The organism is Actinoplanes italicus, from assembly GCF_003001815.1.
Taxonomy (GTDB): Bacteria; Actinomycetota; Actinomycetes; order Mycobacteriales; family Micromonosporaceae; genus Actinoplanes; species Actinoplanes italicus.
The window spans coordinates 231,336-251,607 of record NZ_PVMZ01000018.1; the positions used below are offsets into that span (position 1 = coordinate 231,336).

General features: G+C 71.8%; 16 protein-coding genes. 5 read left to right on the forward strand and 11 right to left on the reverse strand.

The genetic code is table 11. From position 1 onward, the window contains the following. The first annotated feature begins 140 nt into the window (after window positions 1-140). Window positions 141-782, forward strand: coding sequence for a SnoaL-like polyketide cyclase (locus CLV67_RS35890; RefSeq protein ID WP_106326559.1), 642 nt, complete (start codon window positions 141-143; stop codon window positions 780-782). Window positions 783-960: 178 nt separating this feature from the next. Here CLV67_RS35890 and CLV67_RS35900 read toward each other — a convergent pair whose 3' ends face one another. After that, window positions 961-1,791 (reverse strand): hypothetical protein, encoded by an 831-nt coding sequence (locus tag CLV67_RS35900; RefSeq protein ID WP_106326561.1) that lies wholly within the window; start codon window positions 1,789-1,791, stop codon window positions 961-963. A 168-nt stretch (window positions 1,792-1,959) separates the two neighbouring features. Beyond that, window positions 1,960-2,421, reverse strand: a complete 462-nt coding sequence (locus tag CLV67_RS35905) for an Lrp/AsnC family transcriptional regulator (RefSeq protein WP_106326563.1) — start codon at window positions 2,419-2,421, stop codon at window positions 1,960-1,962. 82 nt (window positions 2,422-2,503) lie between these two features. Here CLV67_RS35905 and CLV67_RS35910 point away from each other — a divergent pair, with 82 nt between their 5' ends. The 3 genes from CLV67_RS35910 to CLV67_RS35920 all read left to right on the forward strand — a co-directional run bounded on the left by CLV67_RS35910 (window position 2,504) and on the right by CLV67_RS35920 (window position 6,302). Beyond that, window positions 2,504-3,436, forward strand: coding sequence for a DMT family transporter (locus CLV67_RS35910; RefSeq protein WP_106326566.1), 933 nt, complete (start codon window positions 2,504-2,506; stop codon window positions 3,434-3,436). After that, on the forward strand, window positions 3,369-4,511 hold the full coding sequence (locus tag CLV67_RS35915; RefSeq protein ID WP_106326568.1) for an aminotransferase class I/II-fold pyridoxal phosphate-dependent enzyme: 1,143 nt from the start codon (window positions 3,369-3,371) through the stop codon (window positions 4,509-4,511). Before CLV67_RS35910 ends, CLV67_RS35915 begins: the two co-directional genes overlap by 68 nt. A 138-nt stretch (window positions 4,512-4,649) precedes the next feature. After that, complete coding sequence (locus CLV67_RS35920; RefSeq protein ID WP_106326570.1) at window positions 4,650-6,302, forward strand: hybrid sensor histidine kinase/response regulator; 1,653 nt, start codon at window positions 4,650-4,652, stop codon at window positions 6,300-6,302. A 116-nt stretch (window positions 6,303-6,418) separates the two neighbouring features. Here CLV67_RS35920 and CLV67_RS35925 read toward each other — a convergent pair whose 3' ends face one another. From CLV67_RS35925 to CLV67_RS35950, 6 genes are all read right to left on the reverse strand, one after another. Then, on the reverse strand, window positions 6,419-6,739 hold the full coding sequence (locus CLV67_RS35925; protein WP_106326572.1) for a carboxypeptidase-like regulatory domain-containing protein: 321 nt from the start codon (window positions 6,737-6,739) through the stop codon (window positions 6,419-6,421). Then, window positions 6,696-7,520, reverse strand: a complete 825-nt coding sequence (locus CLV67_RS35930; RefSeq protein WP_106326574.1) for a PIG-L family deacetylase — start codon at window positions 7,518-7,520, stop codon at window positions 6,696-6,698. The genes CLV67_RS35925 and CLV67_RS35930 overlap by 44 nt, the downstream gene beginning before the upstream one ends. 68 nt (window positions 7,521-7,588) lie before the next feature. Beyond that, window positions 7,589-8,710 carry a 5-methyltetrahydropteroyltriglutamate--homocysteine S-methyltransferase gene (locus CLV67_RS35935; RefSeq protein ID WP_106326576.1) on the reverse strand — a complete coding sequence of 374 codons (1,122 nt, stop codon included), beginning with the start codon at window positions 8,708-8,710 and terminating at the stop codon, window positions 7,589-7,591. A gap of 123 nt (window positions 8,711-8,833) precedes the next feature. Continuing rightward, complete coding sequence (locus CLV67_RS35940; protein WP_106326578.1) at window positions 8,834-9,238, reverse strand: PLD nuclease N-terminal domain-containing protein; 405 nt, start codon at window positions 9,236-9,238, stop codon at window positions 8,834-8,836. Window positions 9,239-9,290: 52 nt separating this feature from the next. Continuing rightward, window positions 9,291-10,628, reverse strand: coding sequence for an MFS transporter (locus tag CLV67_RS35945; RefSeq protein WP_106326580.1), 1,338 nt, complete (start codon window positions 10,626-10,628; stop codon window positions 9,291-9,293). Between the two features lie 100 nt (window positions 10,629-10,728). Next, window positions 10,729-12,645 (reverse strand): helix-turn-helix domain-containing protein, encoded by a 1,917-nt coding sequence (locus CLV67_RS35950; RefSeq protein ID WP_203737150.1) that lies wholly within the window; start codon window positions 12,643-12,645, stop codon window positions 10,729-10,731. 151 nt (window positions 12,646-12,796) lie between these two features. Between CLV67_RS35950 and CLV67_RS35955 the strand changes: the two genes are divergently transcribed. After that, window positions 12,797-14,404: a methyl-accepting chemotaxis protein gene (locus CLV67_RS35955; RefSeq protein WP_170154121.1), complete on the forward strand. Its 1,608-nt coding sequence runs from the start codon at window positions 12,797-12,799 to the stop codon at window positions 14,402-14,404. On the opposite strand, the gene CLV67_RS35960 is transcribed toward CLV67_RS35955, so the two are convergent. Genes CLV67_RS35960 through CLV67_RS35965 form a run of 3 tightly spaced genes read right to left on the reverse strand, consistent with a single transcriptional unit; the run spans window position 14,385 to window position 20,244 of the window. Continuing rightward, window positions 14,385-18,515: a WD40 repeat domain-containing protein gene (locus CLV67_RS35960; protein ID WP_106326586.1), complete on the reverse strand. Its 4,131-nt coding sequence runs from the start codon at window positions 18,513-18,515 to the stop codon at window positions 14,385-14,387. The two genes, CLV67_RS35955 and CLV67_RS35960, sit on opposite strands and share 20 nt — an antisense overlap. Next, the gene (locus CLV67_RS52215; protein WP_170154122.1) at window positions 18,505-18,660 is read right to left on the reverse strand and encodes a hypothetical protein; all 156 of its coding nucleotides are present in this window, start codon (window positions 18,658-18,660) and stop codon (window positions 18,505-18,507) included. Before CLV67_RS52215 ends, CLV67_RS35960 begins: the two co-directional genes overlap by 11 nt. A gap of 33 nt (window positions 18,661-18,693) precedes the next feature. Further along, the gene (locus CLV67_RS35965) at window positions 18,694-20,244 is read right to left on the reverse strand and encodes an ATP-binding cassette domain-containing protein (RefSeq protein WP_170154123.1); all 1,551 of its coding nucleotides are present in this window, start codon (window positions 20,242-20,244) and stop codon (window positions 18,694-18,696) included. Window positions 20,245-20,272 lie beyond the last annotated feature (28 nt).

The window sequence follows — 20,272 nt, forward strand, 5'->3', positions numbered from 1 at the left end:
TGCAAATAGGTGTTAACCAATGGGGTCTTTTCGCGCAGGTCCAACGTGGATATGGTGATCACCGCTTTTGGAACTACGGGGGGTAACCAAAGCGCAACACGTCGACACCCCCTGCCCCTCGCTGGAAGGACACCCCAGTCTTGTCTGAGACGCCGCTGTGGCTGCAGGGCCGTGACGCCGTGATCGAGGCCGCCGACCCGTCCGAGTTCCGCCACGGCACCCCGGACTACCACCTGTCACACATCGTGATGCCCGAACAGCGCACCACCGACCACGCCCCGGGTTCATTGGAGGCGATCGTCGAGTCGATCGTGCAGGTCTTCGAGATGGAGGTCTCACACAAGAAGGACCCGGCGACCTGGGTCTCGATGGTCAGCGAGCACTTCCGCACCAACATCAACGGCGGCGGCTGGGCATCGGCGCAGGACATCGCCGACCAGGGCTCGTACAACGTGCTCATCGGCGACTCGCCCTTCTACCGGGTGGGCAAGGAGTCGTTCGACAGCCAGCACGACATCTTCCACGGCGCGTTCCCGAACGGCTTCTACTGGGAGGTCCTCGAGGTCCTCAGCCCGCCTCCGGTGGTCACCTTCAAGTGGCGGCACTGGGGCGCCTTCGAGGGCGAGTACCACGGCTACCAGCCCGACGGCAAAACCATCGAGATGTACGGCATGAGCGTCGCCAAGGTGAACGACGACCTCAAGCTGCTCGAGGTCGAGCACTACTACGACCCGAACGCGTTCCTCGGCAAGCTGACCGGCGGCTGCCCGATCGCCCACTGATCCTCGCGACGCCGGCCTCTCAGCCAGTCCACGACCTGGGCGGCGTGGGAGGCCGGCTCGCTGATCGGGTGGAAGACGTGCTCGATCGCCCCGTCGGAGACGATCAGCGTCAGCCGCCGTAGAGGGTCATCCCGCCCGCCTCGCTGACCCGCACCCACGGGTACGGGTCGGACACCGGTCACCAGCCGCCCTCGAAGAAGGCCGCCAGCGCGGGCACCGGATCGAGCGCCGTCGTCGTGTTCGCCACCGCGATGACACCCGCCAGCAGCGGCAACAGCGACGCGAGCACACCGTACGAGGCCAGCACCCGACGTGCCCACCGGTCCGGCCGGGGTGTCGCCGCGAACCGCCGCCACAGCAGCACCCCGGCGACGGCGAGCCCGGCCGCCACCACCGTGGCGATCACCGCCATCGCGATGTGATAGCGGGTGAAGTCGTCGACCAGGACCGTGAGCGCGGCCGGCGCCGGCCCGTCGCCGGCCAATCCCTGACGGACCTGTTCCAGCGTCACGGCCGCCGGCCCGCCCGGTGAGCCGTCGACCAGCATCGGCAGCAGCGAGGCGAACGGCGTCACCATGCCCTGCACGTTCGCCATCACCAGGGCCAGCGAGAACAGCGCGAGCAGGGTGACCAGCACACCCGCCGACGCCAGGGCCGCCTGCCGTGGCACGCCGAGCCGGCCGGCCCGGGCGAAGGCCCGCCACAGCCGGACTCCGAGAACGGTCAGCACGAGCAGCAGCGCTCCGGCGGTCACCGCCTTGACCAGGTGATAGCGCAGCCAGTAGTCGACGACGCCGTCCAGATCCGGGGTGAACGCCGGACCACCGGAGCGCCAGTAGCCACCGAAGGCCGCACCGAAGGCGTCCCGGAGCCCGGCCTCCCCGGCGAAGCCACCGGACGGCCCGATCCCCGCGATCAGCGGTGGCGCGACGACGAAGGCGGCCGCGAGAACGACCACGAGGACGGGCGACCACACCGGGCTCAGCCGGACACGCACGCGACTCCACATCCGACGCACGGTAGCCACCGAAGTCACCCCGGCGGCCCTGCCCTGGTGTCCGGTGACGCTGCTGCTGAAACTCGTGCTGGCCCCGCTGCTCGTGGCCGGGTCGACGCTTGCCGGGCGGCGCTGGCGCGACCGGTGCCCTGGCCGTCCACCTGTGCCGGCGGGTGCTGGTCAGGCCGGCAGCGGGGAGACCTGTTTGGTCACTCCGAAGGCGAACGTCGTCTCGATCGAGGCCAGGCCGGGGATGGTCCGCAGCCGGGTCCGCACGAACGTCTCGTACGACGAGAACGAATCGATCGTGACCTTGAGCAGATAGTCCTGGTCACCGGCGAGCAGGTAGGCCTCGACGATCTCGGCGGTCTGCCGGATCCGTGCCTCGACCCGTTCGACGACGTCCTGGCCGTGGGTCTCGAGGGTGATCCGGACGAACGCAGTGATCGGCAGGCCCACCGCCTCCTGGTCGACGACGGCCCGGTAGCCGGCGATCACCCCGGACTCCTCCAGCAGCCGGACCCGGCGCAGACACGGTGACGGGGACAGCCCTACCCGGTCGGCGAGCTCCTGGTTGCTGATCCGGCCGTCGCGCTGCAACTCGAGCAGGATCCGGCGGTCGATGTCGTCCAGGTCTCTCATGTGGCAGATTCTGCCAAAGCGGCTACCGATCACGCATGAATTAGCAATCGGCTGCCCCGACTGACGGCCTAGCGTTCCACATATGCGAAGAGGACTTGCCGCGATGGCGGTGACCGTCGCGGTGTGGGCGGCGTTCGCGCTCGGCATCCGCGGGATCGGCACGTCCTCACTGACCACGATGGACGCCGCGCTGATCCGCTTCGTCACGCCGTTGCTGCTGCTCAGTCCCTGGATCCCGGGCACGCTGCGGCGGTTGCGCGGCGAACGGCCGACGGTCCTGGCGGGGATGTGTGCCGGGGCGGGACTTCCTTTCTTCCTGGTGGCCGCGGCCGGTGGGCGCCTGACCAGTGCGGCGCTCGTGGGGCTCGTCATTCCGGGTACCGTCCCGATCTTCGTGGCGCTTCTCGCGTACCGCATCAGGGGTTCGAAGATCAGTAGGCCGCAAGTGGCCGCACTCACCGGAATCCTCGCGGGCGTCGCGCTCGCCGGCGGCCGGCCGGCCGGCACCGGCACTCTCGTGCTGATCCTGGCGGGCGCCTTCTGGGCGGTCTACACCATGTCGCTGCGGGTCACCGTTCTCGATCCGGTGGGTACGGTCATCGCGCTCTGCCTGCCGTCGGCCCTGGTGTCCGCCCTGTCGATCATGACCGGCGCGGCCGATTCGAACCTGATCCACGCAACCGCCGCCGCCGGTGACGTCCTGCTCTACCTGGTGACGCAGGGTGCCGGGGTGGGCGTGCTGGCCGCGCTCTGCTATCCGATCGCGATCCGCCGTCTGGGCAGTCGCACCGCCGCGAGCCTGGGTGCGCTGAGCCCGGTCGTCACCGCGTTGGCCGCCTTGCCCCTGTTCGGCGAACCGTTCACCGGGATTCCGGGGTTCGTCCTGGTCATCGCCGGTGTCGTCGCCTTCAACCTGATGCCGGCTCGATCTGAAGGAACCGCCGCTCATGCTGCTGACCAGTCCCCGCACCACGACCGACCCGCTCTGGCAGCTGACGGCCGACTGCGCACGTGATGCCCGGCCGGACGTCCTCGACCTGCTCGTCGGTGTCTACCGGGACGACTCCGGCACCGCTCCGGTGATGGACGCGGTCCGCACCGCCGAACTACGGCTGGCGCGCCGGTCGCCGTCGAAGGCCTACGTCGGCCCGGCCGGCAACGAACGTTTCCTGGAGACGATGTCGGCGCTGCTGTTCGCCGACGCAAGGCTGTCGGCGCGGGCCGCGGGGGTCCAGACGGTCGCCGGTACGGGCGCGTTGCGCCTGCTCGCCGAGCTGCTGGCGGCCACCGGGCCGGACCGGACCGTGCTGCTGGGCACGCCCGCCTACGTCAACCATCCGGCGATCCTGGCGGCGGCCGGTCTGCGCACGGAACTCCATCGGGTCACCCCGGACGGCTCGGCGATGCTGGCGGCCGTGGACGCGGCACGGCCCGGTGACGTGCTGCTGCTGCAGGGCTGCTGCCACAACCCGACCGGGCTGAGCATGCCGCCCGCCCTCTGGGACCGGCTGGCCGCGGCACTCGCCCGGCGTGGTGTGGTGCCCTTCGTCGACCAGGCCTATTTCGGGCTCGGCGACGGCCTCGACGAGGATCTGGAGGGGATGCGCCGGCTGCTGCGGGACGTCCCGGACGCGGTCGTGGCGGTGAGCGGGTCGAAGGCGTGGGGTCTCTACAGCGAGCGGACCGGGTGCGCGTTCGTCCTGGGCGACGACGCGGGGCGGCGCGAGCAGGCGCGTACCCTGCTGGAGAACATCGCCCGGGCCAGCTATTCGCAGCCACCGGCGCACGGCGCCGCGATCGTGGAGGAGATCCTCACCGATCCGGCGCTGACCGTCCGCTGGCGGGCCGAGCTGGAATCCATGCGACAGCGCCTCGGCGGCCTGCGCGACGGCCTGGCCGCGCTCACCGGCTTCGCCGGTCTCGGCGATCAGCGCGGCATGTTCCTCACCCTTCCCCTGGACCCGGCGGCGATGCGGAGCCTGCGTTCCGACCATGGGGTGTACGGGCTGCCGTCCGGCCGCATCAACCTGGCCGGGATCCCGTCGTCACGTCTGACGGGGGTGGCCGCCGCGATCCGCGCCGTCGCCTGACGTCCCGGCTGTGGCGCGGATCGCTGTGGCGCGGCCGCGAGACAGCGATCCGCGCCACAGCCGGACATTCTCCAGACATCGGTCAGAACGGGGACTACCGTACCGGTATCCGGCCAGGCGGAGCGGGAAGGTGGTCCGATGATCATGCTTCCGAGAGGCGGCGCGGCAACCGCCGTGGCCATCGCCGGCGCCGGCCTGCTCGGCTGGCTCGCCGGGCGCCTCCGGCCCGCGCCCGGCGACGACGCCCCCGAGCGGGAGATGCTCGCCGCCGTCGCCGAACAGTCCGCCGACGCGATCATCGCCTGCACCCTCGACGGCACCCTGACCGTCTGGAACAAGGGGGCGGAACGCCTGTACGGATGGGCCGCCGACGAGGTGCTGGGCCGCCCGTTCGGTGACCTGCTCCCCGCCGACCGTGGCGACGCCCTGGAGCATGCCCTCGCTGTCCTGGCCGGCGGCGGGCAGATCGTCCTCGACGAGACCCGGCGGGTGCACCGCGACGGCACGCCGTTCCTGGTGTCGGTCACGGTCTCGCCGATCCGGGACCGGCACGGCCGGGTCGTCGCCGCGGCCGCCACCGAACGCGACGTCACCGAGCGCAAACGCCGGGAGGCCGAGGAGCGGCGGGCCGCCGAACGCTCGATCCGGGCCGCCCGGCTGGAGAGCCTCGGCCACCTCGCCGGCGGTGTGGCGCACGACTTCAACAACCTGCTCGCGATCATCCTGAACTACGCCGACTTCCTGGCCGACGAGGTCACCGGCGACGCGGCCGCTGATCTGTCCCGGATCCGGGACGCCGCCGGCCGGGCCCGTTCCCTCACCGGGCAGCTGCTGCTGTTCGCCAAACAGGAACCCACCCAGGTCGACGTGGTCGATCTCAACGAGGTGGTCACCGGCTCCGGCGAGCTGCTGGCCCGCACGATCGGCGCCGGCATCCGACTGGTCTGCCGTCCGCGTCAGGCCGCCGTCCCGGTCCGGGCCAACCGCGGCCGCCTCGATCAGATCCTGCTCAACCTGGTCATCAACGCCCGCGACGCGATGCCCGGCGGCGGTGTCGTCATGGTCGAGACCGACTGCTGCGATATCCGGGACGAGCCTGCCGTACCGCTGCCGCCCGGCCGCTACGCCCGGCTCATCGTGAGCGACACCGGAACCGGGATGACCGCCGAGGTCCGCGACCGCCTCTTCGAACCGTTCTTCACCACCAAACCGGCCGATCGCGGCACCGGCCTCGGGCTGTCCACCGTCTACGGCGTCGTCGGCGACGCCGGGGGTCACATCAGCGTCGAGTCGGTCCTCGGCACCGGCACGACGTTCCGCATCCTGCTTCCCTATGCCGCCGGGGCACCGGAGTCCTGCCGCCCGGATCCCGAACCGTGCGCGCGACCGGGCGGCGCCGGTCAGCGGGTGCTGGTCATCGAGGACGAGGATTATGTACGGGATCTGGTGGTCCGGATCCTGCGGGAGAACGGTTACGACACCGTCGCGGCCGGCGAGGACGCCGTGACCGGAACCGACCTGACCGGCGTGGCCCTGCTGATCACCGACGTGGTGCTGCCCGGCCGCTCCGGCCCGGCCGTGGCGGACCGGCTCGTGCAACGCCATCCCGGCCTGCGGGTGCTGTTCATGTCCGGATACAGCGAGGCCGAACTCCGGTCCCGCTACGACATCCCCGCCACCACCCGGATGGTCCAGAAGCCGTTCACCGCCGTGGAACTACTGGCCGCCGTCGGCGAGGCCCTCACCGGAGCCCGGCCGCCCGTCACGACGGATCCCCGTACTGCCGGATGAGCGGCCGCCGCCACGCGGCGGCCGGTCCGGCGGGTATCCAGCGACGGCCGGTACGTTTCCCCGACGTGCGACCGTGATCGGAGTGACGCTTCAGCGCTCGGTGACGGTGATGGCGGTCAGGGCGCCCGTGGTGATGGTCGCCCAGGGGCCGGGGAGACGGCGGTCTCGCGGGTCTTGTGCGGGGCCCACAGCTGGTCTCCGGTGTCGGCGAAGTAGAAGCCGATCCGGTAGCGACCGGCCGGCAGCGGCTCGAGCCGGTAGTGGCCGGACTCGTCGGTGACGGCCTCCGGGAGCAGATAGCCGGGTGTGCCGGAACAGGCCGTGATCTGCAGGCGCGCGCCGGCGACCGGGGCGCTGCCGTCGGCGGTGGTCAGGGTCCCCTCGATCCCTAGTTCACCGAAGCCCGGCGAAGAGGTCCCGTTCCGGCAGCGGCGCACCGGTGGTGTCGCGGACCCGCAGGAAGCACTCGGTGCCCATCATCTCGGCGAAGGCCTCCCTGCCGAACCCGAGGAAGAACGCGCCGTCGCTCTGGCTGCCGTGTGCGGCAAGCGCGTCGAACTTCTGGTCGACCACGTCGCGGACGCCGACCCAGGTGGTGATCTGGTCGTCCGGCATCCCCATCGGCGGCATCTCGGCCATCTCCTCCGCGGAGGGACCGATCCCTGCCGCGCGCATCCGGGCGCCGATGTCCTCCATCGCCGAGCGCGGGATGACGCTCCAATAGACCTTCGCCACGCTGCCCGCCAGGTCGACCGCAGCCATCGTGACCCGGTGCACCTGGATGTGGTCGGGGTGGCCGTAGCCGCCGTTCTCGTCGTAGGTGACCACCACGTCCGGCCGGTGGCGTTCGATCAGCGCGGCGAGCCGGGCGGCCGCCTCGGGCACCGGCGCCGACCAGAAGGAGCCGGGCGCGTCGTTGGTGTCCCAGCCCATCATCCCGGAGTCCTGATAGCCGAGGGTCTCCAGGTGGCTCACCTTCAGGGTGGCACAGCTGCTCTCCAGCTCGCGGCGGCGGACCGCGACCACCGCCTCCGGGTCATGGCCGGGTTCTCCCGGCTTGACCCCGTCCGGTCCGTCGCCACAACGCCCGTCGGTACAGGTCACCACGATGGTCGTGACGCCTTCCGCGGCATAGCGGGCGAGAACCCCGCCGGTGCTCGACGCCTCGTCGTCAGGGTGCGCGTGCACGGCCATCAGGGTCAGCGGGCGATCACTCATGCCGCCAGCCTAGCGATCGCTGACTTTCACCCGAGTGACCCGGGCACGCCGGCCGACGTCGACTCCGGCTATCCCCAGACCTCGGCGGCGGTCTCGGCGATCAGGCTGAGTTTGGCGACCTGCTCGTCGTACGTCAGGACGTTGCCCTCGACCGTGGAGGAGAACCCGCACTGCGGCGACAGGCAGAGCTGCTCCAGCGGCACGTAGCGGGCCGCCTCGTCGATGCGCCGTTTCAGGTCGTCCTTCGATTCGAGGGTGCCGCGTTTCGTGGTGACCAGCCCGAGCACGACCGTCTTGCCGGGCGGCACGAACCGCAGCGGCGCGAACCCGCCGGAGCGGTTGTCGTCGTACTCGAGGAAGAAGCCGTCGACCGCAAGCTCGCTGAACAGGGCCTCGGCCACGAAGTCGTACCCGCCCTCGGCCGCCCACGAGGACCGGAAGTTGCCGCGGCACATGTGGGTGGTGACGTTGAGCCCGTCCGGGCGCCCGGCGATCGCCGCGTTGATCTGGCGGATGTAGCGCAGATGCTGGTGTTCGGCGTCGTCGCCGCGATCGGTGAGCAGCCGCCGCTGCGCCGGGTCGTTGAGGTACGCGAGGCTGGTGTCGTCGAGCTGCAGATAGCGGCAGCCGAGCGCCGCGACCCGGCGTACCTGCTCGGCGTAGGCGGCACTGAGGTCGGCCCAGAACCGTTCCTCCTCCGGGTAGACGGCCGGATCGATGGCGGCCCGCCCGCCCCGGTAGTGGACCATGCTCGGCGACGGAATCGTGAGTTTCGCGGTGACGCCGTCCCCGACGAGCCCCGCGAGGTATTCGAAGTCGGTCCCGAAGATCGTCTCCCGCAGGCCGATCGGCCCGTCGACGGCGAGCGCTGCCGATTCGAAGTCGAGCTCGCCGTTCTCGTTGCGGAAATGCACCTGAATCTTCTCGTCGGTCGGCCGGATCCCGCCGAGCCGGTAGATGAAGTCCATGTGCCAGGAGGTGCGCCGGAACTCACCGTCGGTGGCCGAGCGCAGTCCCACGTCGCGCTGCATCCGGACGACCTCGCGGATCGCGTCGTCCTCGACGGCGCGCAGCTCGTCGGCGCTGATCTCGCCGAGGGCGCGCTGCTCACGGGCCTTGAGCAGCCGCGGTGGCCGGAGCAGACTGCCGACGTGGTCGGCCCGGAACGGAGGTTTGTCACGGAGCGTCATCGGCGCGGCCTCCTTCAGTAGGTTTCCGTTGTCAACCTACGCCGGTGCATGATCAATGGCCATCGATGCGGTTCCGTTCCGGGCGGCGTTCCCGGAACGGCTCGTCGCCGCCCGGGTGCGCGATTACTCCTTCTCGCCGTCCTCCCGGCGGCGCAGGTCCTCCTCGCGGCGGCGCAGGTCGGCCTCCCACTTCCTCATCATGTCGTCGTCCTCCTTCTTCTGGCGGTCGGCGATGCCACGGAGGAACTCGGGGTCGTCGTCGGGCGCGGTGGGCCGGGGCCGCTGGTTCTCCGGGAAGCCGCCGCCCGGCTGCCAGACCTGGCCGTTGCTGAGCTTGATCGGACGGGCCGGACGACCGGCCACGAACCACGCGATCGGGCCGATCGGCGAGAAGAGCAGGATGAGGATCACCCAGACGATCCGCGGCAAGGCCCGGATCTCGTGCTCCTCGGCGGACAGGCAGGAAATCAACGCGGCGATGATCAACACGAGGTCGATCAGCGCGAACAGCGAGTAGAGGCGAATCACGCCGGAGATGATGACAGAGGAGCGGCCCCGGCGTGACCCCATCCGCCGCAGGTCAGTCGGCGGCCTCGTCGAGAGTGCGGTCGTGCTTCAGCGACGTGCGCGCGGTCTCCTTCGCCAGCAGCACCGCCACGACGGTGAGCACCGAGGCGACCGTCATGTAGATCGCCACCGCGGTCGGGTTCGGGTCGGTCACGTCACCGAGCAGCTTGAGCGCGATGATCGGCGCGAGCGCCCCGGCCAGGATCGACGCCAGCTGGTAGCCGACCGACGCGCCGGTGTAGCGGACCGAGGTGCCGAACAGCTCGGAGAAGAAGGCCGCCTGCGGCGCGTACATCAGGGCGTGCAGCACCAGCCCGACCAGCACCGCGAGGATGATCTTCGGCTCGGAGCGGCTCTCCAGCAGTCCGAAGAAGACGTACATCCAGATCGCGAGCCCGACCGCACCGGTCAGATAGAGCGGTCGGCGCCCGACCCGGTCGGACACCGCCCCGATCAGCGGGATGACGACGAACTGCACGGCCGAACCGATCAGCAGCGCGGTCAGGATCATGCCCTTGTCCGCCGACGTGCCGGCGTACGTCGTCAGGTAGGTGATCGAGATGACCGTCACCAGGTAGTACCCGATGTTCTCGGCCAGCCGCATGCCCATCGCCAGCAGCACCTCACGCGGATAGCGGCGGAGCACCTCGAGCAGCGGCTGGTGGTCGGGCCGGCGGTCCTTGAGCAGCGCCTGGGTCTCCTTGAAGACCGGCGACTCCTCGACCGTCATCCGCACCCAGAGCCCGACCAGCACGAGCACCGCGCTGAGCAGGAACGGGATCCGCCACCCCCAGGACTTGAACGCCTCGTCCGACTGCACCAGCGCCAGCACCCACAGCACCCCGGTGGCGAGCAGGTTGCCCAGCGCCACGCCGGCCTGCGGCCACGACGACCAGAACCCGCGGCGCGCGTCGTCGCCGTGCTCGGCTGCCATCAGCACGGCGCCGCCCCACTCCCCGCCGACCGCGAAACCCTGCGCGAGGCGGCAGGTCAGCAGCAGGATCGGCGCGGCGACACCGATCGTCGCGTACGTGGGCAGCAGTCCGATCGCGACGGTGGCCACGCCCATCACCATGAGCGACACGACCAGCATCTTCTTGCGTCCCACCCGATCGCCGAAGTGTCCGAACACGATGCCGCCGAGCGGGCGGGCGACGAAGCCGAGGGCGTACGTGCCGAAAGCCAGCAGGGTGCCGGTGACCGGATCCGACGAGGGGAAGAACAGGGTGCCGAAGACGAGGGCGGCGGCCGAACCGTAGAGGAAGAAGTCGTACCACTCCACGGCGGTACCGACCAGCGACGCGAAGACGACCTTGACTATTCCGGCACGTTCGGTGGCGATCGTGGCCATGGCGGTCCTTCCGGGGATTCACAGATTTCGGTGGTACGCCGGACGCTACGGCCGGGACCGGTGGTGAACCCATGGAGCGGGGCCACACATTGAGGACCGTTCAGGTGGTGGCGTCACCCAGGGGGCCGCGCAACCGGTGCAGCCGTAACGCCAGCTGAAGATCGAGCGCCCGGTCCGGGCTCTGCCAGTCCTCGCCGAGCAGCTGCGCCACCCGGTCCAGCCGCTGGGTGACCGTGTTGACGTGCACGTGCAGGGTCTCGGCAGCGCGGGCCAGGCCACCGCCGGCCTCGAAGTACGCCTCCAGGGTGCGGATCAGCGCGGTGCCCCGGCGGGCGTCGTAGTCGATGACAGGCCCGGCCACCCCGCCGACGAACCCGGCGACGTCGCGGCGGTCGCCGAGCAGCAGGCCCACGTACCCGAGATCGGCGGCACCCGCACCGCTGCCGGACCGGCCCAGGGTGATCAGCGCGCTCAGGCACTGGTCGGCCTCCCGGTAGCCGCCGGCCACCGCCGCCGCCCCTCGCGCCGGACCGGCACCGCCCGCCGTGACCGGGCGGCCCAGCGTCCGGCTCAGCTCGCGGGCCACCAGCCGGGCGGTCCCGGCCGGGTCGGCGCCGGGCAGCAGCAGCGCGACGCGCCCGTCGCGGGGCATCGCCAGGCCGCGGCGGCCGGCCGCGAACGTCCGCGCCCACGACGCGGCACGCTGGCCGAGGCCGTCGCCGGTGTCGTCCCCGGCGGTCACCACCACCCACGGGGCCTCGATGTCCAGGCCGAGGCGGGCGGCCCGGGAGCGGACCGCCTCGGGATCGCGGACCGGGCGGCTGATCAGGTCGTCCAGCAGGTCGCCGCGCACCTGGGCCTCGGCGTCGGCGACGGTCCGCCGGAACAGCAGCAGCAACGCGGTCACCTGCGCGGCCCGTTCCAGGATCCGCTGGTCGGCGTCGGTCAGCGGATTGCCGGGACGGAACACCAGGGCGCCCAGGTTGTCGGCGCCGGCCACCACCGCCGCGATCACCAGATCACCGCGCCGGACGCTGCGGCCCTCACCACGGGACGCGGCGACCGCCTCCTCGACCGTGGCCCCGGCCGGTTCCGGCAGGCCGGCGGGGCTGTCCGGGGTACGCGCCGTGGTCAGCGCGCGGCCGTCGGCGTCGATCACCAGCAGCGCTCCCTGCAGCACGCCGACCAGGTCGGCGGCGACGTCCTCGACCCCTCCGCCGCGCAGCACGACGGCGGTCATCCGGTCGTGGGCGGCCGCGGCCCGCTCGACCGAGGCGCTGTGCGCCCGGATCACCTGGTTCGCGGCGGACAGCTCGGCCAATGCGGTCTGCGTCTCGCTGAGCAGGCGGGCCGTGTCGAGGGCGACGGCCGCATGCGCCGCCAGCGAGGACAGCAGAGCGACCTCCTCCCGGCCGAACGGGCGCTCGGCCCGGTTCGCCGCGAACAGCACCCCGATCACCGCCGATCCCAGCCGCATCGGCACACCCAGGATCGCCACGAGCCCCTCGTCACCGACTCCCTCGTCGATGTCGTGGGTGTGACGGAACCGCGGATCGGTCGGGTAGTTCGCCGTCGCGTACGGCGCCCCGGTCAGCGCCACCAGCCCGCCGAGACCCGCGCCGGGCGGCAGCCGCAGCGTCTGGAAACTGGCCGCCACCGAGCCGTCGGTGATCCGCATGTACGTGTCCCCGCGCTCGGCGTCGTTGAGCGTCATGTAGGAGACATCCACGTTGAGCAGCGTCCGGACCCGGTGCACGATGGCCCGCAGCACCGCGTCCACGTCACGCAGCCCGGCCAGGTCGCCTGCCGTGTCGTAGAGGGCGGACAGCTCCTCCTCACGCCGGCGGCGGCGCTCCAGCAGCGCCCGTACCCTCAGCGCGGACAGTTTCGCCTGCTCCAGCTCGTCGAGACGGTCGCCGGACGCGCCCGCGGTGCGGGCCGCCAGCACCGGCCGCTCGAACTCGATCAGCGCCGCCTCACGGGCGAGCAGGTCCAGGTACTCGAGCTCGCTCGGCATGCCGCACACCCTACGAGTCACACACGGCCCTCATCCATGTCGGAATCCACCAGCCACAACCGCCCCGTCATGTCGGAAACCCACAGCACGAGCGTTTCTCACCGGCAATGATTCCTTCCGGGGTGGATCCCAGACGAGAGGGGACGACGTCATGAGCGAGCCCGTACGATCGGCCGCCCGGCTCGCCGGCAACGTGAGGATCGGCAACAAGATCCTTGTGGTCGTGATGCTGGTGGCCACTCTGGGCGGCGCGGTGGGGGTCTTCGCGCTCAGCCAGATGTCCGACCTGGCGGACAACAGCGAGCAGGAGTATCGGCAGACTCTCAAGACGCAGACCGTCGCCGACCTTCGCTCGTCCTTCAACCGTGCCCGGATCAGCTTCCTGGGGTACCTGCTGGCAGACGACGCCGCCAGCCGCGCCCCCGAGAAACAGGACTTCGACGCCGAGGTGACCAACGTCGCCGAGCAGTCCGCCGACCTCATGGACATGGTCACCGATGCCGAACGGGCCAGCCTGGACCGGTTCGGCAGCGCCTGGGAGAAGTATCGGTCCATCGCCTTGGATCGGGTTTTCCCCCTGGCCGCCGACGGTCGGCTGGCCCAGGCGCTCGCCGTCCGGCAGAACGAGGTCCAGCCGCTGATCACCGAGATGCGCGAGGCCGTCATCGCGCTGTCCGAGACGACGATCGCCCAGGCCACCGCCGCCCACGACGACGCCGAGGCCGCCTATCACAGCGGCCGCACCATCGTCGTCGTCGCCATCGTCATCGTCCTGCTGATCGGCGTGGGCGTCGCGATCCTGTTCGCCCGGGGCATCACCCGGCCGATGGCGCACTGCGTGGACGTGCTGCGCCACATCGACGACGGCGACCTGACCGCCCGCGCCCGGATCAACGGCACCGACGAGATCGGCGTGCTGGCCAAGGCGCTCAACAGCACGGCGTCGACGGTCGCCACCACGGTGCGGCACGTGCGCGACGACGCCCAGGCCCTGGCCGCCACGTCCGACCGGCTGTCCAGCATCGCCGAGGAGCTGACCCGCTCCGCGCAGACCACCGCCGACCAGGCCGGCTCGGTCTCCGCTGCGGCCGAGGTCATCTCCTCCAACGTGCAGACCGTCGCCGCCGGCACCGAGGAGATGAGCGCCTCCATCCGCGAGATCGCCACCAGCGCCGGCGACGCCGCCCAGGTCGCCGGGACTGCCACCACCGCGGCTCAGCGCACCAGCGACACGATGGCGAAGCTCGGTCAGGCCAGCGCCGAGATCACCGAGGTGATCAACGCGATCACCAGCATTGCCGAGCAGACCAACCTGCTCGCCCTCAACGCCACCATCGAGGCGGCCCGCGCCGGCGAGTCCGGCAAGGGCTTCGCGGTCGTCGCGTCCGAGGTCAAGGACCTGGCTCAGGAGACCGCCCGCGCCACCGAGGACATCAGCAACCGGATCGCCGCCATCCAGTCCGACACCGACGCGGCGGTCGCCGCGATCGGCGACATCGGCCACGTGATCGCGCAGATCAACGACTACGCCACCACGATCGCCGCCGCCGTCGAGGAACAGACGGCCACCACCGGCGAGATGGGCCGCAACGTGGCCCAGGCCGCCAACGGCTCCGGAACGATCGCCGCCGACATCACCAACGTCGCCACCACCGCCAACCAGACCACCCAGAGCGCCGACGAGGCCCGTACCACCGCCTCCGAACTGGCCGGCATGGCCCAGCGCCTCGGCAGCGCCGTCAGCGGCTATCACGTCTGAGCTGGTCCATCAGCCGGAACCGGGCGGCGAGCATCCCGTCGTCGCCCGCGACGAGCAGGCAGCCACCGGCCCAGGCGAGCGCGTTGAGGCCGAAGTCGCACGGCAGGCTTGCCAGCAGTCTCCGTTGCAGGGGATCCCACAGCCGCACCACACCGTCCCCGCTCGCCGCCGCGAGCAGGACGCGCCCGCCGGTACCGGGCACCAGCGTCATCGCGGTGATCCGGCCGGCGTCATCGGCCAGCTCGGCGATCAGCCGCCCGTTCCCGGTGTTCCACAGCCGGATCACACCGCCGTCGCCCCCTGCGGCCAGGACGGCTCCCTTCCCGGTCGTGGGCAGGGCCGTCAGGACCCGGACGCCGTCGCCGCGGTTCTCCCCGGTGCCGGCGACCACTGATCCGTCATCGAGGTCCTGCCAGCACACCTCGCCCCGCCGGCCGGCGGTCGCGAGCAGGGTCCGCCCGTCCCGGCCGGTGACCGCCGCCATCGCCCGGATCACGTCGCCGCCGGAGTTCGGCGGGCCGCCGGTCAGCTCCGCGACGGCCGCGCCCGTGGCCGGATCCCAGATCCGCACGACTGACCCGTACGCCACGGCCAGCCGGCTGTGACCGGGGGCCCCGGAAACGGCCGCGAGAGCCGTGACCGCACCACCGGGCCCCTGGAGCTCGCCGATCATCCGGCCGGAGGCGGGAGCCCACAGCCGTACCGGCATGTCCTCCTCCGTGCCGGCCGCGGCAACCATCGCGTGGCCCCCGGGTCCGGCCAGTACGGTCATCACCGGGTTCAGCCCCACCTCGCCGCCGGCCCGCCCGGCCTCCCCCGTCTCCGGGTCCCACTGACGCAGGACACCCGCGGCGCCGGCCGAGACGGCCAGGTCCCGCCCGCCGGCCGGGATCATCGCCAGGGCGCTGATCGCGTTCGGTCGTTCCAGCGGGTCCGACTCACCGTCGGTGACGCGGGGTTTCCAGAGGCGGATCGTCCGGTCACCGCCCGCCGAGGCGAGCATCGGCCGGTTGTAGCGGATCGGCAGGACCGCCAGCGAGTCGATCGAACCGGTGTGCCCGGTCATGACACCCGACGCCCCGCCGGACAGGCGCCGGAGGACCACCGTCCGGTCCGCGCCGCCCGAGGCGAGCATCGTGCGCCCGTCCTGCCGTAGCACCGCCAGGGCGTGACCGTCGCCGAGGTGGTCGCGCCACCACTCCAGCTCGGCGCCGGTGCCGGGGTCCCACACCCGGACGCCGTCGAACCGTCCCACCGCCGCGATCAGCGTGGCACCGCCCGCAGCGGGCAGCGCCGCGATGTCTCGTACCCCCATGGCCGTGATGGGTTTGTGGTTCTCGGTGCCGTCTAGACCGTTCCAGAATCGGATGGTGCCGTCCTGTCCCGCCGTGACGAGGCCGCTCCCGGAAAGCGCGGTCAGCGCCCGGACGGCTCCGGCGTGACCACGCAGCACCCGGATCGCCTCACCCGTGACGGGATCCCACAAGCGGACCGTGCCGTCCGCGCCGGCCGAGGCGAGCACCCGATGAGAGAGCTCGGCCAGGGCGAGGACCGGCCCCTCATGACCGGACAGCCTGCGCCGTTCCGTGCCGCGCACCGGATCCCACAGCCGGACGGTACCGTCGGCGCCGGCCGAGGCGAGAAGCTTCGTATGCAGTCCGATCAGCGCGTTCACCGGTCCGATGTGGCCGGTGAGCCTCCCGAGTTCGACGCCCGTCTGCGGGTCCCAGACACGCAGGGTCTGATCGTCGCCGGCCGAGGCCAGCAGCGGCCGGCCACCGGCCCCGAAGGCGCCGAGCGCCCGTACCGCCCCCTCGTGGCCGTGCAGGACGACGTGCCGCGGGTGGGTCGTCAGGGCCGCCCAGCGCAGGTGCCAGAAGTCGGCGCGAACCGGTTCGCCGCGGAAGTCCGTGACGCCGAAGTTCCGCGCCATGGCCAGCTGCCGCAGGACCCGGCGCAGCGAACGGTCAGCCGACAGCAGGGTGCTCTGGGCCGCCTGGACCGCCGCTACGGCCTGGGGCAGCATTTGGTCCCCGGCACCGGAGTCCGCGGTGACCACGCCCGCCGGGTCCAGATCGTCCAGCACGTCGAGCCGCCACGCCAGCAGGCCCCACGCGGCCAGGCCGACGTGGGCGGCGTGCCCCGCCAGATGCTGGACGACATATGGGTTGCGGGTCCCGGCGGGCAGCAGGACACCGAAGATCCGCCGGTGCAGGGTGGCCAGGTCGGTCCCCGACCGGTTCAGCAGATGTTCCTGGAACGTCCGGTGAGCCAGCCGGTAGACGCTCTGCCCGCCCTCGATGTCGACCATGAGGTACGGCGCCGCGTCCCGGAGGAGACCGGAGATGGCCGGCTCGTCGACCGCCTCCCCGCCCGGCAGCGCCGAGGCGATCAGCTCCCAGATCCCGTCCCGGATCGGCAGCCCCCGTCCCAGGCCCAGACTCAGCGCCCGCAACAGCACCGGGTAGGCCGGATCCAGCTGGGCCAGCCGCTTCACCGCCGCCGCGAACACCCCGCGGTGGCCACCGTCGAGCAGCTCGGCGAGCATGTCCACGGAGATCGGTTCGAGCAGCTCGGGCCGGGCAGCGATCTCGTGCACCGCGAGGCGGGCGTAGAGGAAGTGCTGGCGGCGGCTCGCGATCGCGGCGGCGATCCGCTCCGCGACCTTGGGCGTGGCCGGCGTCAGCGACCCGATCCGGCGCCGGACGTACCGCCGGACCGCTCCGGTGTCCCGGGAGACCTCGATCGTCTCCTGCGCGCCGAGTGCCTCGATCAGGTCGTTGGAGGCGGGCGGTGGCAGGTCGGGGCCCTCCTGTGTGGAGTGCCGGGTACCCACGATGACCCGGACACCGGGTATCGAGGCCAGGGCCGGCAGCACCCGGCCGGCCAGCAGGAGCGGTTCCTGAGCCTCGTCGAGAGCGTCGAAGAGCAGGGTCGTGGCCCTGCCCGACAGCGTGTTCGTCAGCCACTTCAGCCGGTCGCCGACCGCACCCGGGGAGATCGGCACCGGCCCGAGTCCGAGGTTCGCAGCGATCCGGCCGATGACGTCGACCGCCGTGAGACCGGTCAGGAGCAGCGCGGTGTCGAACGCGTCCGGAGGCGGCCGGACGGCGTCGGTGACCGGACCGATCAGTCCCTGACGGGTCATCACCTCGACGAGGTCCGGCCGGGACAACGCCACCGCCTGACCCAGCAGAGCCGACTTGCCGCTGCCCGGCTCACCGGCGACCACCAGCATCCCGGAACGGGCATTCCGCAACCAGGACGCGAGTCCGGTCAGCTCGGACTCACGGCCCTCGAAGTACCAGAGCAGCTCACCGGTCTCACCGCCCTGCGCCTTGGTGAGGAAGTGCCGGCGTACGTCGTCGGGAAGGTCGGCGAGCAGGCGCTTGAGCTCGTCGTCGACGTCGACCGTGACCGGCGGCGTGATCACCGCCGGCAGGGAACGCCGCAGCGCGGAGTCGCCCAGCCGGCGCGGGACGACGTGGCTGCCCTGCAGGGTGCGTTCGAGCTCGCGGGCCAGGTCCCACAGCTCGACGGTCTCCTCGGCGCGGAACGTGTTCTCCAGACAGTGCGCCAGCGCGTCCGCGAACGTGCCGAGCCGGATCGATCCGGCGCCGGAGATGCCGACCAGCAGAACCTTGCCGGGGCTGTTCGGCATGCGGCCCAGCGACGACTCGACGAGCTCCACGAAACGGGCCGACCGGCAGGCCTCGACGATCACCACGGCCCACGACGCGGGCGACATCGACTGCCGGTCGGCGATCGTCTCGGCCAGGACGTCCGGGCGCAGGCCCGTCGCGCCGACATGAGCGGGGCTGAAGCAGTGCGCCAGAGCCGCGCTGTCGTCGTTGGACCAGCCGTGGCCGACCCAGTACAGGATCGTGTCGCCGTCCGGATCACCGTCACGCCACTCCGCCAGGCGCCGGTCGACGGCATCGGCGCCGCGTTCCCCCATCGGCGCCCGCCACGGCATGTGCCGCCCGCCGAACACGGCCAGCAGCCGGCAGATCCGCTCGATCTCGGCGTCGACCGCGAGACGTTCCAGAGCGGGGTCCTCGTACTCGCCGATGCCGACCGGATAGACGGCGACCTGCCGCTCACCGGTCATGACGGATCGGGCGTACGCCCCAGAGCGTTGCGCCGGTGGCCGTGCCGGTCAGCTCGCTGCCCATGATCCCGGGCGCTGTCATCACGAGATCATGGGACCATCCACGGTCCACCGCTCCGGTGATCAACTCACCACGCACCGTCATGTCGCAGTACGATAGCGGCCCCCGGCACCCCGGTCATTCCTCCAGGTGCAGACGGGGCCAGGTGGACAGATCGGCGAGCAGCCGGCGGTCGTGAGTCGCGACGATCACCGCCGCCGGGGTGGTCAGCAGGGCCCCGGTGAGCTCGTCGACCAGTGTGGACGACAGGTGGTTGGTCGGCTCGTCGAAGATCAGCAGGTCGGGTCGGGTCGCCAGCTGAAGGGCCAGGTCGAGCCGCCGCTGCTGACCCTGCGAGAGCAGCCGGACCGGGGTCCGCAGCGCCTCCGCGTCGAGCAGGCCCATCGTTCCGCCACCGTTGAGCAGCCGATGCGGTGTCGCGCCGGCCGGCCAGTCCGGCACCTCCTGCGCGACCAGCGCGACCCGGGCGTCCGCGGAGCGGTGGACGGCGCCCGCCTCCGGCCGCAGCGGCCCTGCCAGCAGCGACAGCAGTGTGGACTTGCCCGCACCGTTGGCGCCGGTGACCAGTAGCCGGTCACCACCGGAGACGGTGAGGCTGACCGGCGTGTCCAGGCGGCCCGGCACGCGTACCCGGTCGGCCCGCAGCAGGGGCACGCCCTTGCGGGTGTCCAGGTCCGGCCAGCGCAGCACCGGCGGCGGCTGCGGGACGGTGATCCGGTGCGCCTCGAGCGCCTCCCGCTCACGGTTGAGCGCCTGCACCACGCCCGGCGTGTGCGACTGGCGTTTGTGCTTGTCGACACCCTTGTCCGGACGCCAGCCGGTGCTCAGCCGCGACCGGGCGCGGTCGACCGCCTCGGCCAGCCGGCGATGCTCGGCCTGCTGCACGTCGTACTCCTGGAGCCATCGTTCCCGGTCACGGCGGCGGCCCCGCTGCCATGCGTCATAGCCACCCGTGTATGTCCGGGCCCGGCCGTCCCGGCTCGGGTCCAGGTCCAGGAACTCGCGGGCGACGTCGTGCAGCAGCTGCCGGTCGTGGCTGACCAGGGCGATGCCACCGGGGTGGGCGCGCAGGCGGGCGGTCAGGAAGGCCAGCCCGGAGGCGTCCAGGTGGTTGGTGGGTTCGTCTAGCAGAAGCAGATCGTGGTACGCGCCGAGCAGGCACGCCAGGCGCACCCGGTAGCGCTGCCCGACCGAGAGGGTCCGCAGCTCACGGGACCGGTCGGAGCAGGCGTCGAGGGCCTCCAGCGCGATGTCGACCCGGCGTTCGGCGTCCCAGGCGTCCAGCCGGGTGGCGGCGTCCAGGGCGGCGGCGTACCGGTCGCCGGCCCCGGCCCGCTCGGCTGTCAGGTCGGCGGCGGCCTCGTCGAGCGCGGCCAGCGCCTCCCGTGACGCGCGCAGCGCGGCGCCCGTCAGGGTGCCGACCGTGTCGCCGGGCCTGACGTGCAGCGCCTGAGCGGCCAGGCCGATGGTTCCGGACCTCTGCACCGAGCCCGAGTCCGGTGTGGTCAGTCCGGCGAGGACGTGCAGCAGGGTGGTCTTGCCCCGGCCGTTCTCACCGGCCACGGCCAGGCGCGAGCCGGCCGAGACGGTGACGGAGACGGAGTCGAGGACGAGGCGGGCGCCGAGTCGGACGGTCACGTCGTCGGCACGAAGGTGTGCAAGGGACATGGTGAGGTGTGCTCCGCAGCTCGAGGAT

What these genes read in the sequence shown, in the direction of transcription:
- CLV67_RS35900 (WP_106326561.1), bottom strand. Translation starts at nt 1,791, where the DNA reads ATGTGGAGTCGCGTGCGTGTCCGGCTGAGCCCGGTGTGGTCGCCCGTC.
- CLV67_RS35905 (WP_106326563.1), bottom strand. Translation starts at nt 2,421, where the DNA reads ATGAGAGACCTGGACGACATCGACCGCCGGATCCTGCTCGAGTTGCAG.
- CLV67_RS35910 (WP_106326566.1), top strand. Translation starts at nt 2,504, where the DNA reads ATGCGAAGAGGACTTGCCGCGATGGCGGTGACCGTCGCGGTGTGGGCG.
- CLV67_RS35915 (WP_106326568.1), top strand. Translation starts at nt 3,369, where the DNA reads ATGCTGCTGACCAGTCCCCGCACCACGACCGACCCGCTCTGGCAGCTG.
- CLV67_RS35920 (WP_106326570.1), top strand. Translation starts at nt 4,650, where the DNA reads ATGATCATGCTTCCGAGAGGCGGCGCGGCAACCGCCGTGGCCATCGCC.
- CLV67_RS35930 (WP_106326574.1), bottom strand. Translation starts at nt 7,520, where the DNA reads ATGAGTGATCGCCCGCTGACCCTGATGGCCGTGCACGCGCACCCTGAC.
- CLV67_RS35935 (WP_106326576.1), bottom strand. Translation starts at nt 8,710, where the DNA reads ATGACGCTCCGTGACAAACCTCCGTTCCGGGCCGACCACGTCGGCAGT.
- CLV67_RS35945 (WP_106326580.1), bottom strand. Translation starts at nt 10,628, where the DNA reads ATGGCCACGATCGCCACCGAACGTGCCGGAATAGTCAAGGTCGTCTTC.
- CLV67_RS35950 (WP_203737150.1), bottom strand. Translation starts at nt 12,645, where the DNA reads ATGCCGAGCGAGCTCGAGTACCTGGACCTGCTCGCCCGTGAGGCGGCG.
- CLV67_RS35955 (WP_170154121.1), top strand. Translation starts at nt 12,797, where the DNA reads ATGAGCGAGCCCGTACGATCGGCCGCCCGGCTCGCCGGCAACGTGAGG.
- CLV67_RS35960 (WP_106326586.1), bottom strand. Translation starts at nt 18,515, where the DNA reads ATGACCGGTGAGCGGCAGGTCGCCGTCTATCCGGTCGGCATCGGCGAG.
- CLV67_RS52215 (WP_170154122.1), bottom strand. Translation starts at nt 18,660, where the DNA reads ATGACGGTGCGTGGTGAGTTGATCACCGGAGCGGTGGACCGTGGATGG.
- CLV67_RS35965 (WP_170154123.1), bottom strand. Translation starts at nt 20,244, where the DNA reads ATGTCCCTTGCACACCTTCGTGCCGACGACGTGACCGTCCGACTCGGC.